The following is a 16,232-nucleotide window of genomic DNA, read 5'->3' on the forward strand; positions in this document are numbered from 1 at the left end:
ACTCCTGTTATTGCCTGGCCGCCTCGGCCTTGCCTTCGCCGGCGGCGGGCGCCGCCTCGGCCTTGCCCTCGCTCGCGGCGGCGGCGGGTGGGTTCTCGGCCTTGCCGTCGCCGGCTGCGACCGCCTCGGGCGGCTTGTCGCCCGGGGCGGGCGCTTCGTCGGGCGCGGCGGCCACGGTCGTGACCTGCGCGCCCGGGCGGATCTTCTGCAGCCCGTCGACGATCACCTGCTCGCCGGCGAACAGCCCCGAGGTCACGCGCCAGGCGTTGCCGACCACGCGATCGGCGACCAGCTTGCGCCGCTCGACCTTGTTCTCGGCGCCGACCACCATCGCCCACGCCTGCCCGCGGGTGTCGCGGGTCACCGCCCGCTGCGGCACCAGCAGCGCCGCCGGGTCCTCGCCCTGGTCGACGCGGGCCCGCACGAACATGCCTGGCAGCAGCTCGCCGCGCGGGTTGGGGAACACCGCGCGCAGCACCACCGAGCCGGTGCCCGGCTCGACCGTCACGTCGGTGAACTCGAGCGTGCCCGTCTCCGAATATTTGCTGCCGTCCTCGAGCAGCAACGTGACCGTCGCCGCCTCCCCGGCCGGGCGCAGCGCGTCGCTCTCGAGCTCGCGGCGCAGCCGCTGCAGCTCGGTCGTCGACTGCGTCACGTCGACGTAGACCTTGTCGATCTGCTGGATGGTCGCCATCAGCGTCGCCGGCGACTGCTGCACGTAGGCGCCCTCCGTCACCGCCGAGCGGCCGATCCGTCCGCTCACCGGCGCGGTCACGCTGGTGTAGCCGAGGTTGATCTGGGCCGACTGCACCGCCGCCTTGTTGGCCGCGATGTCGGCCTCGATCGACTGCAGCGACGCCGCCGAGCGCTCCGCCGTCTCGGCGCTGACCGCCCCGGCGCTGGCCATCAGCTCCTCGTCGCGCTGGGCGATGTCTCGCGCCGAGTTCAGCCCCGACTGGGCCCGCCGCAGGCTGGCCTTCGCCGACTTCAGGCTGGCCTGATACGGCGCCGCCTCGATGCGGTAGAGCGCCTGGCCCTCCTTCACCTCGCTGCCCTCTTCGAACAGCCGCTTCTCGACCACGCCGCTGACGCGCGCCCGCACCTCGGCGACCCGCAGCGCTGAAACCCGCCCCGGCAATTCGCGGGTCAGGGTCACGGGGGTGGGCGCCAGCGTCAGCACCCCGACCTCGACCGGCCCCGGGGCCGACTTCGGGGCCGCTGCCGACCCGGGCGAGCCACAGGCCACGAGCGCGAGCAACACCAGGGGAAAGAGCCGGGACGCGAGCATGGAGCGAAATTGCGCGGCGTCGACCGCGACCGCACAAACAATGCTCTGCGGGTGCTTGACGGTCAAGACTGTACCGTTCAGTTTAATCCCGTCGGATGACTCACCCGGACAAGTCGGCGCGCCCGTGCGGTTTGGAGCACTCGCCGAAGCGACGCCAGATCCTGGCCGGCGCGCGCGAGGTGTTCGGCGAGATGGGCTTCGAGCGCGCCAGCGTCGACCAGGTCGCAGCTCGCGCAGGGGTCTCGAAGGCCACCGTCTACAACCACTTCCTCGACAAGAAGACGCTGTTCGTCGCCTGTTTCTCCGAGGAGGCCGACGATCTGCGCGAGGCGCTTCGCTGCAAGCTGCTGCGCAGCGAGCCTGACGGGGAGATCGCTCCGGCCCTGCAAGCCGTGGGCGAGCACCTCGTGTCGCTGGTCCTCGCACCGGCGATCGTCGCGCTGTACCGCAACACCGCGGCCGAGGTCGCGCGCTTCCCCGAGCTCGGGGCGCTGCTGTACGAGCGCGGCCCCGCGGCGATGCACGCCGCCATGGCCGAGTACCTGCGCCGCTGGCACGACCTCGGCGCCCTCAACCTCCCCGACGTGCACGCCGCGGGCATCCAGTTCTTCCTGCTGTGCAAGGGCGACCTGGCGGTCCGCTCGCAGTTCGGCGTGCTCCCCGACCCGCTCGAACCGGCCATCGTCGCCACGGTCCAGCGCGCGGTCGCGGTGTTCCTCGCCGCCTACCGCCCGGCGCAAGCCTCGCCCGAGTCCGCGACCTGACCCGAAGCTTCGGCACACGCGAGGTCCGAGACCTACATGTCCCCGAGGACATGTGATTTCCCCCGCGACCCGCCGGCGCCGACCTCGGCGTGAGGCGCTCTTCAGCGAGATCTCGCCCCGGCCCACGATCGAGAACCGCCGAACTGCTCAGCCCGCTCGTCGCAGCGAGGACACGTGAGACGCGGTCGCTCGCCTCCCCGACATGTCCCTCGGGACATGTGAACCCGCCAGCGTCCAAAGCTCGGCGGGAGCGCGCCTCCACGGGTCGTCATTCAGCCGAGCATCGGCTCAGCCAGGTCGCTCGCGCTTCAACATGACCTCCTGGACATGTCCCATGCGACATGTCCTGCCCGATTCACGGCAGCAGCACCAGCTTGCCCGTCAGTCGACCCTCGCGGCTGCGGGCCAGCGCTGCCTCGGCCTGCGTCAGCGGCATCGTCGCCTCGATCCGGACCTTCACCGCCCCGCTCGCCACCGCCGCCACCACCGGCTCCAGCCGCGCCCGCGTCGGCCGGCCGAGCACCAGCTTCGACGTGAACGGCGGTACCAGCCCGTTGAGGGCCTCGCCCACCGTCTCGCCGGCGATCATCACATGTCGCCCGCCGCGCGCCAGCAGCCGCCGGCAGGCCGTCCCGCTGTAGCCGCCCACGCAGTCGATCACCAGGTGGAACGGCCCGTGCGCGCGCGCCTCCACCAGCGGATCGCCCTGCGTGTAGTCGATCGCCGTCGCCCCCAGCGAGCGGACCAGCTCGAGGTTTCGCGTCGAGCACACCCCGACCGCGCTGCCGCCGGCGTGGCGCACGAACTGGACCACCAGCTGCCCGACCCCGCCCGAGGCCCCGAGCACCAGCGCCCGCTGGCCCGCCTGCAGCCGCCCGACCTCGCCCACGCACATCGACGCCGTCACCCCCGCGACCGGCAGCGCCCCGGCGACGACGATGTCGAAGCCCTCCGGCAGCGTCGCCACCTGATCGTCGCGGACCACCACTGTGTCGGCCTGGCTGCCGCGCTGCTTGCGGGCGAAGTTGGTCCCACCGACCACGCGATCGCCGACGCGCACCCGCGTCCCCGCGCCCACCGCCGTCACCACCCCGGCGAAATCGATCCCCACCACCACCGGCGGCGGCGGCCCGATCAGCCGCGCCGCCAGCCGCAGCGGCCCGCGCGAGCGCATCTTCCAGTCGACCGGATTGACCCCGATCGCCTGCACCTCGACCACCAGCTCCCCGGCCCGCGGCGTCGGCGTCGGCAACTCCGTCATCACCAGTGGCTCGCCCTGAGCCCAGCTCCGCTGCGCCATCGCCCGCATCACCGGACCCCCCGCGACGAAGGGCGAGCGCATGGCGTGCGGCGTGAAGCGGGGCTGTGCATGCCACGCATGGTAGCCGCGCCCGCCCGCCACGACCAGCGCCCCATCACCTCACCCGGCGTCGGCCCAGGCCGCCACGACATGGCCGATGCGACATGTCTATTCGCGCATGACCATTTTAACATGTCCCGAAGGACATATCCATCGACCACGCGCACCGCTCACGACCCGGCGGCCGCGCGGTGCTCGGCGATCCGCTCGTGCGCCCGGCGGACCGCCGTGAGCGCCGCCTCCATGCGCACCCCGACGTCCCGCTCGTCGCGGGACTCGCTGAGGATCCGCCGGAACTCGCGCGCCCCGGGCTGGCCGGTGAACAGCCCCAGCACGTGCCGCAGCACGGCAGACGCCTTGCGCCGCGGGTGCGCCCGCAGGTGCGCCTCGGCGTGCTCGGCGTAGCGGCGCGCCACCTCGAAGCGGCTCGGCGGCGCCTCGGCCTCGGCGAAGAACCGGCGGTCGACCTCGGCGAAGCAGTACGGGTCCTCGTAGGCCGCGCGCCCGATCATCACCGCGTCGACCCCCGCGCCCAGGTGCTCGGCCGCCGCGTCGAGCGAGCGCACCCCGCCGTTCAGCTCGATCGTCAGCCCCGGCCGCTCGACCTTGAGCTGGTACACCTCCGGATAGCGCAGCGGCGGCACCGTGCGGTTCTCCTTCGGCGACAGCCCGGCGAGCACGGCGATCCGCGCGTGCACCGTGAAGCGGTCGCAGCCCTCGGCCGCCACCGCGTCGACGAACTCGATCATGTCCTCGTAGCGCTCGCGGCCGTCGATGCCGATCCGGTGCTTCACCGTCACCGGCAGCGACACCGCCGCCCGCATCGCCGCCACGCACGCGGCCACCCGGCTCGGCTGTCCCATCAGACATGCGCCGAAGTTCCCGCCCTGGACGCGGTCGCTCGGGCAGCCGACGTTGAGGTTGACCTCGTCGTAGCCCATGTCCTCGGCGATGCGCGCGCACTCGGCCAGCGCGCGCGGGTCATCGCCGCCGAGCTGCAGCGCCAGCGGCCCCTCTGCCGGATCGAAGCCGAGGACGATGTCCCGCTCGCCGTGCAGCGCCGCCCCGGTCGTCACCATCTCGGTGTAGAGCAGCGTGCGGCGGCTGATCTGGCGCATGAGCCAGCGGAAATTGCGGTCGGTCCACTCCATCATCGGCGCCACGCTGAGCGCGCGCACGACCCCTCGCTTGCCCGCCGTCGCCACCGGGCTGGGATGACCGATCGCGCTGGCGGCGTCAACCCCTCACGGGTACGAGCAGCCTTGCAGCAGCACGTCGCGCGGCGCCGACAGCGTCACCGACGCCTCGGCCCGCAGCTCCATGTCGCCCGCGAGCACGGTCACGAGCACCTCGGCCGGCTTGCCGTCGAGCTGCCCCGGGTCGTGCACGTCCTCGGGCAGGTACACCGGCGCGACGCCGATGAGCCCGGCCCACGGGTCCTCGCAGCCGATGTGATAGTCGACCTCGTCGCTGAAAAAATGACCCTCGCCGCCGAGGTCGAAGCCGGCGACGTCGACCTCGACCGTGAGCCGCACCTCGCTCGCGTGCGGGTCCCAGCCGCCGAGCGACGGGTAGAGCCCGAACATCCACCGCCCCTCGTCGCACTCGATCGGCCACGGCGACCCATCGGTCAGCAGTTCGCCGCCGACGATGTAGAGCGAGAGGAACGGCGCCTCGGCCGCGGCCTGGAACCCGTGGCAGTAGCTCGCCGCCACCTCGCTGGTGGCCCCTGTCGCCGAGCCCGTCGCCGCGGTCGTCGTATCCGGCGCGGCGCCCTCCGTCGTCGCGCCGTCGTCGACCGGCGCCGCCGAGTCCGTCGCCCTCGTGGATCCTCCGCCGCTCTCGTAGTTGCACCCGGCCGCCGCGACGGCGACCCACGTGGTAAGGACGAGCTCCCGCATGCTCGAAAAGGTAGCGCGATCGCGCGAGCCGCCACGCGACGCGTGTGATGCCGCGCTCACGCCCGCCGCGGGCCGCCCGCCGCGCCTCACAGGACATTCCCCAAAGGACATGTCCTCAAAGCCATCATCGTCTCCATCCCCGCGAGCAGCCGATCGTGACACCTGACCGATCCGCCAGGTCACCCTTCGTGCGCGCTTGCGCGCCCCGGGCTCGCGCGGCTGCGCGCGTGGCGTCGCCGGGCCGTTCGAGGCAGCATGCGGACCTCACGGGGGAGCGGGAGCGTGGCCAAGGGCATCACGACACTGGTAGTCGAGGGCGAGAGCATCGAGGTCACGCACCCGAACAAGCTGCTCTACCCCGACGAGCAGATCAGCAAGGGCGAGCTCGTCACCTACTACCGCGACGTCGCCCCCTTCATGGTCCCGCACCTGACCGGTCGGCCGCTGAGCCTGCACTGCTTCCCGTCCGGCATCGCCGCCCGCGGCTACTTTCAAAAGGCCGCGCAGGAGCACTTCCCGGCCTACGTGCACCGCCTCGCGCTCGCCAGCCACAGCGGCGAGACCGTCTACGCCGTCGCCGACAACGAGGCGACGCTGGTCTTCCTGGCCAGCCAGAACTGCCTGGTGTTCCACCCGTGCCACGTCCTGCGGGACAGCCTCGACCGCCCCGACCTCCTGATCATCGACCTCGACCCGAGCGACGACGACTTCGCCAAGGTCCGCCACGGCGCCAGGCTGCTGCGCGACCTGCTGCCCGCGCTCGGGTTGGTCCCGTTCGTCAAGACCACCGGCTCGCGCGGCCTCCACGTGGTCGCGCCGATCCACCGCGAGCTCGACTGCGACGGCGTCAGCGAGTTCGCCCGCAAGATCGCGCAATACCTGGTCGCCTGCGACCCGGCGCGCTTCACCATGGATATCAATAAAAAGAAGCGCGGCGACCGGGTGTTCGTCGACTACCTGCGCAACGGCCAGGCCCAGACCGCCGTCGCGCCCTACAGCGCCCGCGCCCTGCCCTGCGCCCCCGTCGCCGTGCCGATCGGCTGGGACGAGCTCGACGACCCCGAGCTCGACGCCCGCCGCTGGCACGTCCGCAACGTGCGCGAGCGCCTGTGGGACGTCGGCGACCTGTGGCGCGACATCCACAGCCACGCCCGCTCGCTCGCCGACGCCAGCGAGGCCCTGGCGAGCCTTTGATCCGCGCCTGTCCTTCTGGACAGCAGTCAAATGACTCGGCGAGGTCGCGACCTCGGCCGCGAGCATGTCTCTCCGGACGTGTTCTCTCCGCGTGATGCTCCTGCAGCGCCGAGCCACGAGGCTGCGCACGGCAATCAACATGTCCCTCAGGACATGTCACATACGCGACGCTCCTGAGGCGCCGGGTCACGAGGCCGTACCCAGGAAACATGTCCCTCAGGACATGTCCTCACCGCGACCTCGCAATCTCGAATTGCCGAGACCCCGCCGGGGCGAGGTCTCGGGCCTGTCCCTCGGGACAGCTTACTCCTTCTTCGCGTCGGCCTGGGCCTTGAGCTGCTTGAGCAGCTTCTCGCCCTCGTCGATCGCGTCGTCCTCCTCGGTGCGTTGGTCGCCGGCGAGCACGGACGTATTGACCTTGATGTTCTCGAAGCGGGCCAGCATCTGGAACAGCGCCAGCCGCGACGCGGGCGCGGGGCCCTCGGTGTCGAACTCGTCGGACTTGGCGGGGATCTTGATGTCGCCCGCGGCCCCGTCGACGATGCACTTGTGGGCCACCTTGAGGGCCGCCTCGGAGTCTTTGACCTTCGACGGCACCCCGTTCAGCAGCGGGAACTCGCTGTTGAAGCTGTAGAGCATCGTCTCGAGCGCCGCCGTCCCGCCGCAGCTGGCGTACAGCGGGTCGTACTTGTCGGGCACCGTCGCCGTGCCGATGTCGATCTGGCCGTCCATGTCGCGCTTGGCGAAGTCGGTGCCGGCGGTCGACAGCAGCTGGAAGTCGGTGAGCAGCTGGCGGAACAGGAACGAGTGGAGGAACGCCCGCTTGAGCTCGTTGCCGCCCAGCTTCTTGCTGAACACGAACACCAGGTCGTTGTAGCCGCCGCCGAGGTCCTCGCGGAAGAAGCCGTAGCCGATCTTCTTGTCGATCGTGACGCCCTGGGCCCGCTCGGGCACCAGCGGTCCGCCCTCGATCGCCCACACCGTGTGCGCCTCACCGAGGAAATCGACGCGGTCGCGCAGCTCCTTGTAGTTGGTGAGCATCGTCAGCAGCTTCTCGTCCTTCTCGATCGCCTCGGCCCAGGCCTTGAACGGCGCATCGACCGACTCCTTGAACGGCTTCGGCGGCACCTCTTCCTGGCCGAAGTCCTTGGCGATCTTCTTCAGCACGCTGCGGAACGGCTCGTCCTGACTGACCAGGCGGCGGGCGTACATCTTGACGCCCATCCACTTCTTCCAGATGTCCTGCTTGCCGTCGGTGTACTCCTTGCGCATCGCCTCGGCCACGCCCTTGGCGTCGCCGGACAGCTCGCCGAGCGCCTTGTCGGCCTCGGGCGAGCCGAAGAAGCTGAGCAGCTTGAGGTGCGGGTACGCGTCGAGCACCTTCGCCTTGGTCTCGTCGCCGAAGCTGTACTTGAGCTTCTCGACCAGCAGCGCGAACTCCTTGCGGGCGTTCTTGCGGAACGTCCACGCGTCGGCGTCGGCCACCCCGAGGATGATCGCTCGCGCCTTGTCGGCCTTGCTGAGCCCCTTCTTGACCGTCACCACCGCCAGCACGCCCGGCTGCAGCACGTAGTTGCGGCCGTCCATCGGCTCCACGTCGCCCTCGATCACGTCGGGCAGGCGCTCGGTGTTCGAGTAGATGTGGACCAGCAGCGGACGCAGCGCCTCACGCATCTCGTCCGGCGGGATCTCGGGGATCGCCACGCCCTTGTCGTCCTTGCGGCCGGCCTTCGCGTACTCCATCTCGCGCTCGAGCCTCTCCTGCCGGCCTTCGCCGCAGGCGGGAAGCGCGCCCGCGAACAGCGCGAGCGTGAGGAGCGTGAGGGTGGTGGCGTGGGTTCGTCGCATGCGTTCTCCGAGCTCCGGGCCGACTTCGTGCGGCTGCGGCAAAACTGCCGCATCGCCACGGTAGGGGAAGGTCGCCGTCGCTGTCAAACACCGCCTGGCGCCCATTCTCACCTGGCCACGCAGCGTGGGTGAAGGATTTCGCTTTACTTGCACGGGGACACAGATCGGTCGCACGGGCGTCCTCGGCCGCTTCAGCGCGATGTGGTGAGCATCGGCTCGCTGCCTCGACGCGCCGCGCTGCATCGCCCGCGAACCGAGGCGGCGAGGCGATCGCCGTGTTCGCCGCCGCGACGCGCGTGGCATGCCGCACCCGCTTCTGCAGGGCCGCAGGCTTGACCCGTCCGGGGCTGCGCACCATCCTACCCGAACGTCAACTTTGGAGCCCTGATGTCCGTAGCCACCGAGACCGCGCCCGCGACGCCGACCCAGCATGAAGCCCACGACCCGCCGATGACGGGCGCCCTCGAGGTCACCGAGACCGCCGCCGCGAAGATTCGCGAGATCCGCGAGACCGAGGCCATCGAGAGCACCTACGCCTTGCGCGTCAAGGTCATGGGCGGCGGCTGCGCCGGCTTTCAATACGACCTCTACTTCGACGAGCCCGTCGAAGGCGACAACCACTTCGAGAGCCAGGACGTCAAGCTCGTGTGCGACGCGATGAGCTTCATGTACCTGATGGGCACCAGCATCGACTACGTCGAGGGCCTGCAGGGCGCGGGGTTCAAGTTCAACAACCCCAACACCACCGGCTCCTGCGGCTGCGGCAGCTCGTTCTCGGTCTAGTCGTTCGCCTCGCGGGCCATGGCCGTGCTCGACCTCGCCGCCCTGCACGCGCGGATCTGTGCCGAGCTCGGGGCCGACGTCGTCGTCGACGAGCGTGAGCCCTACGCGCGGGACGACGGCGCCGAGGGCCCGTTCATGCCGGGCCTGGTCGTGCGCCCGCGCGAGCGCGCCGAGGTCGCTCCGCTGGTCCGCCTGTGCCACGCGCTCGGCGTCCCGCTGAGTCCGCGCGGCGCCGGCACCGGCACCGTCGGCGGGTGCCTCGCCGACCACGGCGGCGTCGTGCTCGACCTCGGCGGCCTGCGCTCGATCGTCGACATCGACGAGCGCAGCATGCTCGCCGTCGTCGAGCCCGGCCTGCTCACCGGCGAACTCCACCGCGCCGTCGAGGCCCGCGGCCTGTTCTACCCGCCCGACCCGGCCAGCCTGAAGATCTGCAGCGTCGGCGGCAACGTCGCCACCAACGCCGGCGGCCCGCGGGCGTGCAAGTACGGCGTCACCGGCAACTTCGTCCTCGGCCTCGAGGTCGTCGACGGCACCGGCGTGCGCCACGAAGTCGGCCATCGCTCGATCAAGGGCGTCACCGGCTACAACCTCGCCGGCCTGCTCGTCGGCAGCGAGGGCACTCTCGGCGTCGTCACCCAGTGCGTACTGCGGCTGATCCCGCGTCCGCCGTTCGCCGTCACCTTGCTGGCCTCGTTCGCCGACGAGGCCGCCGCGTGCGACGCGGTCCACCGCTGCCTCACCGGCGGCGTCGCCCCGGCCGCGCTCGAGCTGGCCGATCGGACATGTACCGAGTTACTCGCGCGCACCGGCAAGCTGGCCGTCGAGCTGCCCCCGGGCGCGCGCGCCCTGCTGTGGGTCGAGCTCGACGGCGACGGCGCCGGCCTCGACCGCGCCCTGCTGCGCGCCGCCGATCTCTGCCGCGAAGCCGGCGCTCTCGCCGTGGCCGAGGCCACCGACGCGGCCACCCGCGAGGCGCTGTGGGACGTCCGCCGCGCCCTCAGCTTGACCCTGCGCGCCCACTGGCCCAAGAAGATCAGCGAAGACGTCGCGGTCCCGCTGGCCCGCCTGCCCGATCTCGCCGCCGCCGCCCGGGAGATCGGCGCCCGCCATCGCGTCGACGTCGCCAGCTTCGGCCACGCTGGCGACGGCAACCTCCACGTCAATTTCCTGTATGACCCAAAGGCCAGCAGCGACATCGGCGACCGCGTGAGCCGCTGCGTCGCCGACCTGTTCGCCGCCACGATCGCTCTGGGCGGCACGCTCTCCGGCGAACACGGCATCGGCCTCAGCAAGCGCCCCTACATGCCGCTCGAGCAATCGCCCGAGCTGCGCGCGCTACAGCTGGCCCTCAAGCGCGCCTGGGACCCACAGAACATCCTGAATCCGGGCAAGGTCTTCCCGCCGGCCTGACCGAATGATGCGACTGGTTCGCATCCCATCGGATACGACCATTGCGGCGAACCCGTCACTCCCGCTGGCCGAACAGCTGCGCCCGCACCTGCTCCCACGGGACCGAGCTCGCGCGCCCCTCCTCGTGCTCCCTGGCGATCCGGAGCACCTCTTCCTCCCAGACAGCCTCGATCTCGGCGAGCTCCTGCTCGGACGGGACGAGCTCCTCCGGGCCCACGAACACGAGCCGAATCACCGCGCTTACGCCCGCTTGCCGAACAGCCACATTCTCGTCCTCGGAATCGCCGACCAGCGCCAGGATCCGCGCCGCTTGCGATTCATCGCACCCTGAGCTCCGTCGCCTGCGCGACGGAGCTCGGCGGCGCCGCTCAGCTCTGCTTGCCGCGATTGGCCACGATCCAGTTGCCGGCGATCGCGGCCAGGTCGAGCACGCGGCCCGAGTAGCCCCATTCGTTGTCGTACCAGCCGACGATCTTCACCAGCGCGCCGAGGCCCATGCACGCGTCGACGTCGACGATGCTCGAGTGCGGGTCGCCGAGGATATCGCTCGACACCAGCGCCTCCTTGCGGACATCGAGCACCCCGCGCAGCGCCTCGGTCGCGGCGGCCTCGCGCAGCGCCTCGATCACGCGGGCCAGCGCCGGCTCGCCCTCGAGCTGGCAGACCACGTCGTAGAGCGAGCCGTCGACCACCGGCACGCGCACGGCCGTCCCGTCGCACTTGCCCTTGAGGTTGGGCAGCACCTCGGAGATCGCCTTGGCGGCGCCGGTCGAAGTCGGCACGATGTTGCTCGGAGCGGCGCGACCGCGGCGGAGGTCCTTGCCGGCGAGCCCGTCGACCAGCCCCTGGCCCGCGGTGTACGCGTGCGTCGTGCCGACCAGGCCCCAGCGCACCCCGAACACGCGGTCGAGCACAGCCAGCACCGGCGTCAGCGCGTTGGTCGTGCAGCTCGCGTTGGACACCAGGCGGTCCTTCGCCGGATCGAAGTCATCCTCGTTGACGCCGACGACCAGCGTCTTGTCGACGTTCTTGCCCGGCGCCGCGAGGATCACGTGCGACGGCCCCTTGGCGTTGGCGCGGTGGCCGGCCATCTGCTCGCCGGTGGTGAACTTACCGGTCGCCTCGATGACGATGTCGACGCCGTGGTCGGCCCACGGGATCTTGCTCGGGTCGCGCTCCTTGAACAGGGTGACCGAGCCGTCGCCGACGTGCAGCGCGCCGCCCTCCGCGCGGGCCTTCGGCAGCTGGTAGCGGTGCACCGAGTCGTGGCTCAGCAGGTAGGCCAGCTCGTCGGCGTCGGCGAGGTCGTTGGCGGCGACCACTTGCATCGCCGGCCCCTTGCGCACGGCCCCCGAGCCAGCGAAGTCGGCGCTCCGCGCCAGCGCGTGTCGAAGCACGAGCCGCCCGATGCGGCCCATTCCGTTGATTCCCAGGCGGATCGTCATTGCGCGGCGGAGGATAGGTCAACCCCCCCGCCGTCGCAACGCCGCGCCCCTGCCCGCGGGCCCGCTCCTCGCGCCGCTCGCCGCTCGAATTGCCGCCCGCGCCCCGCGATCGTTCCTCCGCGCCGTCGCCACGCCTCGCATGCCCGATCCCCTGAGAATTCTCGCCCGCCCCCGTCCCCGCGTCGCGCCCCCGAGAATCCTCGCCGCAGAACGCCCGCTCTTCGCGCTCGACCAAAATCTCGCCCGCCCGCTTTCGTCCGCGTCTCCTCTCGTCGCGCTCGCTGAGGATTCTCGCCGCGCCCTTCGTCCGCGCGTCGTGCTCGCTCGCCGCGACAATTCCCGTCTTCGCCCGCCTCCTCACCCCGAAGCCGTGAGCCCGCGCATGCGTCCAGCGCGCCCACCTGCTACGTTACGCACGCGCATGCCCGGACCTCGCCACGTCGCCCTCGCCGCTGCCCTCGTCACTGCCACCGTCCTGGCCGCCCCGGGCTGCAAGAAGGCCCCGCAGCGCGTCTCCTCCACCACCGCCCCGCCGCGCGCCGGCATGCCCGCGGGCCCTGCCTTGCCCGCCGCGCATCCGCTGTCCCAGACACCCGACGCTGGCGCCTTCATCGCCAAACCGGCCGAGCTCCTCGCCGGCATCGACGCCTACTTGCCCGACGTCCCCTCGCTCGCGGATTTTGCCGGGTTCACGCTGCGCATGCAGGCCCCGGCCGAGCTCGCTGACCGGCTCGCCTCGCAGGTCGTCGGCGATCGCCCCTGGGCCGGCGTCCACGTCGCGGGCGAGGACATCGTCGTCCTGCCCGTGCGCCCCGGGACCAGCGTCAGCGACGCGCTCAAGGGCCTCGAGACCGTCGGCGACTTCGGGGCCGTCCAGCTGCCCGCGCCCGCCGGCGACAGCACCCCGGCCGATGGCAAGCCCCCGGCGCCGCGGCTCGCCTGGCTCGACGCCCAGACCCACAACCTCGTGTTCGCCGACAGCTTGCAGGGCCTCGCCACCAGCCGCCAGCTGCCCGCCGCCTACGGCGAGCGCCCGCTGTGGTTCACCCTCGCCGACACCCGCGCCCGCGCCGTCATGCCCGAGTTCCCCTACGCCCGGATCGCCGGCGCCGGCCAGGGCCTGCACGCGCTCGACGTGCAAGTCATCGAGGACCCTGGCAAGCCGCTGCCGAGCTCGCCGGACATCGCCGACGGCGCCCTGACCGGCATGCTCAAGGTCCCCGAGCTCGCGGCCGGCGTCAGCACGCGCTGGCCCGGCCACAAGAAGGCCGTCGCCGACGCGATCAAGCAGATGAACGCTGGCGTCGACCGGGCCGGGTTCGCCGCCAAGTTGATGCTCGACCCGCTCGTCGACCAGGCCGCCCGGGCCCTGCGGCGCTGGAACGGCCGCGTCCTCATCGGCACCGGCCCGGCCCGCCACCTGCGGCTCGGCCTCGGCGCCGACGACCCGGCCGCTGGTTATCGCGACCTCGTCGGCTGCCTCCGCACGCTCGTCGACAACCTCAGCCTCGCGCGCATGTTCGCGGATGTCCCCGGGGCCAGCTTCAAAAAGGTCGGCGACAACCCCACCGTCCATCTGTTGACCGTCGACGGCGTCTCGCGCCACGTCCCCGCCGTCGGCAAGCCCTTGCTCGACGACAAGGGCCGCCTGCGCGTCGCCCTCGCCGCCGACCCGCGTGCCGGCGGCCTGCTCGTCGTCATCGGCCCCGATCCGATGCCCGTGGTCCAGCGCTGGGCCAAGGCCGCGGCCGAGGGCGAGTCCGCCAAGGACTCCGCCGACGACCTGCTGTCCGCCGTGCTCGCCGTCGCCCCCGAGCGCCTGAAGCCGCTGCTCGAGACCGCCTCGTCGCAGTCGTCGCTCGTCACCGGCGCCCTCGGCCTCGAAGCCGACCGCGCGCCGACGCTGATGGTCCTGCAGCGCAAGCCCGACCGCTACTCCGCGGCCGTCCGCGGCCCCGAGCCCGAGACCGACCGCCGCAAGCGCAACTGAGCCGCGTCGCGGTCATCCGCAGAACCCAGCCCACGGACGTCCCGTGACCGCCGGGAGCCCCGGCCAGCCTTCGGGCTGCGGCGCGCCGCTTCGCGGTCATCCGCCGCAGCGAGCCCGTCCTCGACGCCTCTCGCGGCCCACGGAGCGCTGCTCCGCAGTCGCTCGCGGTCGCCCGCGCAACACCGCCTCACGGCCCGTCCCGACGGGACCTCGACGTCGCTACCCGCTCCGGCTCGCCCGGGTCACGCCCGGCGTGACCGCGGAGCACCCGCTAGTCTTCGTCCTTCGGCTTGCGCTCGAAGTCGGCGAGGCCGACGTTCGGCACGAACGCGAGCGCCTCCGACACATACAACCCGGTGTGGAGGATCAGGTGCGTCACCGTCCGCACGAGCACGCCGCCGGGTACTTCGGCCACGTACGCGGCACCGCGGTTGCCGTCTCCTTCGTGCCTGATCTCGACCCACTTCATGAAGACCTGGCTGGACTATAGACCGGGGTCCCGCTCGCGGCCAAGCCGCCGACAATTCCTGAGTTCTCCGGTCCAGGGCAGCCCAATACCGGTGCAGAGGTCTTCACCCCCCACCGCTTGCGCAAGCAGCGTGGGCACCGCCACGTGACGGCGAATGCGAAGACTCGCGACCGTGCCGATACATCACGGACATTTGCGAGGACCGTCACCACGCGCGCTGATGGAATCATCGTTCGATCGCCGACCGCAGCGAATCACCGCACGGGCGATCGCCTCATCGGTGCGACGGTGATTGATCGGCCAGCAGCCCCACTACCCGCTCGAGCAGCACCAATTGTTCCGGCTGCAGCTCGGGCAAGCGGGCCACCAGCGCCAGCCGCAGCTCCGCGCCTTGCGGCAGCGGCAGGCTGAGGAACCCCCACGCTTGCGAATCGTCGCCGCTCTTGACCGCCGTCGCCGTCCCGCGGCGCAGCTCGAACCCTGGCACCCCGATGCGCGTCAAGATCGGCGCCAGCGACGGTGACAGCTCGCGCCAGCGCGCCAGCGCCGGGTCCTCCATGTCCTTGAAGACATGTTCTTTTCGCCTTGTCTCTTCGGACAGGCGATCGAAGTCGGCCAGCAGCTCGATCACCGCGCGCCTGCGGTCGCGCAGCACCAGGCGGTCGCCGGTGAACGCCGGCAGGTGGCGCAGCAGCTCGTGGTAGCCGAGCAGCCCCGCGACCACCAGCAGCCCCGCGACCGCGCCCGTCAGCGTCCACCAGCCGCCGACGCCGATCACGTTGAGCAGCGCCAGCCCGGAGAACATCGCCGTCGTCAGCCACAGCACCACCACCCCGCGGCCGTGGGTGAACCCGCGGGCCAGCAGGCGGTGGTGGATGTGATCGCTGTCGGGCGCGAAGATCGGCTGCCCGCGGGCGGCCCGGCGCGCGATCGACAGCCCCATGTCGAGCAGCGGCAGCGCCAGCACCAGCAGCGGCAGCGACACATCGATGATCGCCACCCGCTCCGGCACCGGCGCGATCTGCAGCAGCAGCGCCGGCAGCAGGAACCCGAGGAAATAGCTGCCCGCGTCGCCCATGAACACGCGCGCCGGGTGGCGGTTGTGCACCAAAAACCCGAGCACCCCGCCCAGCGCCGCCGCGCTGACCCACCCGAGCGCCAGGTCCGGCTGCGGGTGCAGCAGCGTCGCCACCAGCACCACCGCCAGGCCGATCGCCGTGTTGCCGCCCGCGAGCCCGTCGAGCCCGTCGCTGAGGTTGATCGCGTTGACCGACGCCACCAGGAAGCCGAGCGTGATCACCGGCTCGATCGCCGCCAGCGGCCCGAGCAATTCGGCCAGCGCCGGCCAGCGCAGCCCGACGGCGAACACCGCCACTCCGGCTGCGAACAATTGCAGCGCCAGCTTCACCCGCGCTCGCGCGCCGACCAGATCGTCGTAGAGCCCGACCAGCCCGCACAGCAGCGCCCCGAGCAGCGCCCCGCTCAGCGGATTGCGCGACAGCCACTCGTGCACGAGCGACAGCTCGCTGGTACCGACCAGCCCGCGGAACGCCACCGCGCCGATCGCCACCATCATCACGAACCCGCCGACCCGCGCGATCTCGCCCTGATGGACCTTGCGCAGGCTGATCTCGCGGTCCGAGCGGCCCAGCGCGCGCCAGCCCCGGATCGCCCACGGCATCGCCACGGCCACCAGCACGAACGCCACCGCGACCGCGATCCACAGCACCCACGTGGCGGCGCTCACCGGGGCCCCCCGGCGTTCCCGCATCCACGT

At 71.6% G+C, this 16,232-nt stretch carries 14 protein-coding genes; 5 read left to right on the plus strand and 9 right to left on the minus strand.

The genetic code is table 11. The annotated features are described in order from the left end of the window. Window positions 1–7: 7 nt before the first annotated feature. Complete coding sequence (locus tag POL25_RS14640; protein WP_373372072.1) at window positions 8–1,288, minus strand: efflux RND transporter periplasmic adaptor subunit; 1,281 nt, start codon at window positions 1,286–1,288, stop codon at window positions 8–10. Window positions 1,289–1,383: 95 nt separating this feature from the next. Between POL25_RS14640 and POL25_RS14645 the strand changes: the two genes are divergently transcribed. Next, window positions 1,384–2,052, plus strand: a complete 669-nt coding sequence (locus tag POL25_RS14645; protein ID WP_272086623.1) for a TetR/AcrR family transcriptional regulator — start codon at window positions 1,384–1,386, stop codon at window positions 2,050–2,052. 355 nt (window positions 2,053–2,407) lie between these two features. Here the strand turns inward: POL25_RS14645 and POL25_RS14650 are convergent, their stop codons facing one another. The 3 genes from POL25_RS14650 to POL25_RS14660 all read right to left on the minus strand — a co-directional run bounded on the left by POL25_RS14650 (window position 2,408) and on the right by POL25_RS14660 (window position 5,313). After that, window positions 2,408–3,313, minus strand: coding sequence for an NAD(P)-dependent alcohol dehydrogenase (locus tag POL25_RS14650; RefSeq protein WP_272086625.1), 906 nt, complete (start codon window positions 3,311–3,313; stop codon window positions 2,408–2,410). 269 nt (window positions 3,314–3,582) lie between these two features. Further along, window positions 3,583–4,617, minus strand: coding sequence for a tRNA dihydrouridine(20/20a) synthase DusA (gene dusA, locus POL25_RS14655; RefSeq protein ID WP_272086626.1), 1,035 nt, complete (start codon window positions 4,615–4,617; stop codon window positions 3,583–3,585). 39 nt (window positions 4,618–4,656) lie between these two features. Beyond that, a complete protein-coding gene (locus POL25_RS14660; protein WP_272086627.1) occupies window positions 4,657–5,313 on the minus strand; it encodes a hypothetical protein in 657 nt (218 codons plus the stop codon). A 282-nt stretch (window positions 5,314–5,595) separates the two neighbouring features. Here POL25_RS14660 and ligD point away from each other — a divergent pair, with 282 nt between their 5' ends. Next, window positions 5,596–6,507, plus strand: a complete 912-nt coding sequence (gene ligD, locus POL25_RS14665) for a non-homologous end-joining DNA ligase (protein ID WP_272086628.1) — start codon at window positions 5,596–5,598, stop codon at window positions 6,505–6,507. 303 nt (window positions 6,508–6,810) lie between these two features. On the opposite strand, the gene POL25_RS14670 is transcribed toward ligD, so the two are convergent. Then, window positions 6,811–8,355 (minus strand): hypothetical protein, encoded by a 1,545-nt coding sequence (locus POL25_RS14670; RefSeq protein ID WP_272086629.1) that lies wholly within the window; start codon window positions 8,353–8,355, stop codon window positions 6,811–6,813. Between the two features lie 387 nt (window positions 8,356–8,742). On the opposite strand from POL25_RS14670, the gene erpA reads away from it, so the two are divergent. Together erpA and POL25_RS14680 are read left to right on the plus strand one after the other, a co-directional pair. Next, a complete protein-coding gene (gene erpA / locus POL25_RS14675; protein WP_272086630.1) occupies window positions 8,743–9,138 on the plus strand; it encodes an iron-sulfur cluster insertion protein ErpA in 396 nt (131 codons plus the stop codon). An 18-nt stretch (window positions 9,139–9,156) separates the two neighbouring features. Continuing rightward, window positions 9,157–10,551 (plus strand): FAD-binding oxidoreductase, encoded by a 1,395-nt coding sequence (locus POL25_RS14680; RefSeq protein ID WP_272086631.1) that lies wholly within the window; start codon window positions 9,157–9,159, stop codon window positions 10,549–10,551. A gap of 55 nt (window positions 10,552–10,606) precedes the next feature. Here POL25_RS14680 and POL25_RS14685 read toward each other — a convergent pair whose 3' ends face one another. Both POL25_RS14685 and POL25_RS14690 read right to left on the minus strand, forming a co-directional pair. After that, window positions 10,607–10,786, minus strand: coding sequence for a hypothetical protein (locus tag POL25_RS14685; RefSeq protein ID WP_272086632.1), 180 nt, complete (start codon window positions 10,784–10,786; stop codon window positions 10,607–10,609). Window positions 10,787–10,919: 133 nt separating this feature from the next. Further along, window positions 10,920–11,996 (minus strand): type I glyceraldehyde-3-phosphate dehydrogenase, encoded by a 1,077-nt coding sequence (locus tag POL25_RS14690; protein ID WP_272086633.1) that lies wholly within the window; start codon window positions 11,994–11,996, stop codon window positions 10,920–10,922. A gap of 421 nt (window positions 11,997–12,417) precedes the next feature. Between POL25_RS14690 and POL25_RS14695 the strand changes: the two genes are divergently transcribed. Further along, complete coding sequence (locus tag POL25_RS14695; RefSeq protein WP_272086634.1) at window positions 12,418–13,986, plus strand: hypothetical protein; 1,569 nt, start codon at window positions 12,418–12,420, stop codon at window positions 13,984–13,986. A 271-nt stretch (window positions 13,987–14,257) separates the two neighbouring features. Here POL25_RS14695 and POL25_RS14700 read toward each other — a convergent pair whose 3' ends face one another. Together POL25_RS14700 and POL25_RS14705 are read right to left on the minus strand one after the other, a co-directional pair. Then, window positions 14,258–14,455: a hypothetical protein gene (locus tag POL25_RS14700; protein WP_272086635.1), complete on the minus strand. Its 198-nt coding sequence runs from the start codon at window positions 14,453–14,455 to the stop codon at window positions 14,258–14,260. Window positions 14,456–14,729: 274 nt separating this feature from the next. Then, complete coding sequence (locus POL25_RS14705) at window positions 14,730–16,202, minus strand: MraY family glycosyltransferase (RefSeq protein WP_272086636.1); 1,473 nt, start codon at window positions 16,200–16,202, stop codon at window positions 14,730–14,732. Between the last annotated feature and the right edge of the window lie 30 nt (window positions 16,203–16,232).

It is taken from the genome of Nannocystis bainbridge, from assembly GCF_028368995.1.
GTDB classification, from domain to species: domain Bacteria; phylum Myxococcota_A; class Polyangia; order Nannocystales; family Nannocystaceae; genus Nannocystis; species Nannocystis bainbridge.

Excerpts from the sequence above, each read along its gene's own strand:
- POL25_RS14660 (WP_272086627.1), bottom strand. The coding sequence starts at position 5,313 with ATGCGGGAGCTCGTCCTTACCACGTGGGTCGCCGTCGCGGCGGCCGGG.
- POL25_RS14670 (WP_272086629.1), bottom strand. The coding sequence starts at position 8,355 with ATGCGACGAACCCACGCCACCACCCTCACGCTCCTCACGCTCGCGCTG.
- POL25_RS14650 (WP_272086625.1), bottom strand. The coding sequence starts at position 3,313 with ATGACGGAGTTGCCGACGCCGACGCCGCGGGCCGGGGAGCTGGTGGTC.
- POL25_RS14700 (WP_272086635.1), bottom strand. The coding sequence starts at position 14,455 with ATGAAGTGGGTCGAGATCAGGCACGAAGGAGACGGCAACCGCGGTGCC.
- POL25_RS14690 (WP_272086633.1), bottom strand. The coding sequence starts at position 11,996 with ATGACGATCCGCCTGGGAATCAACGGAATGGGCCGCATCGGGCGGCTC.
- erpA (WP_272086630.1), top strand. The coding sequence starts at position 8,743 with ATGTCCGTAGCCACCGAGACCGCGCCCGCGACGCCGACCCAGCATGAA.
- POL25_RS14680 (WP_272086631.1), top strand. The coding sequence starts at position 9,157 with ATGGCCGTGCTCGACCTCGCCGCCCTGCACGCGCGGATCTGTGCCGAG.
- POL25_RS14640 (WP_373372072.1), bottom strand. The coding sequence starts at position 1,288 with ATGCTCGCGTCCCGGCTCTTTCCCCTGGTGTTGCTCGCGCTCGTGGCC.
- POL25_RS14645 (WP_272086623.1), top strand. The coding sequence starts at position 1,384 with ATGACTCACCCGGACAAGTCGGCGCGCCCGTGCGGTTTGGAGCACTCG.
- POL25_RS14695 (WP_272086634.1), top strand. The coding sequence starts at position 12,418 with ATGCCCGGACCTCGCCACGTCGCCCTCGCCGCTGCCCTCGTCACTGCC.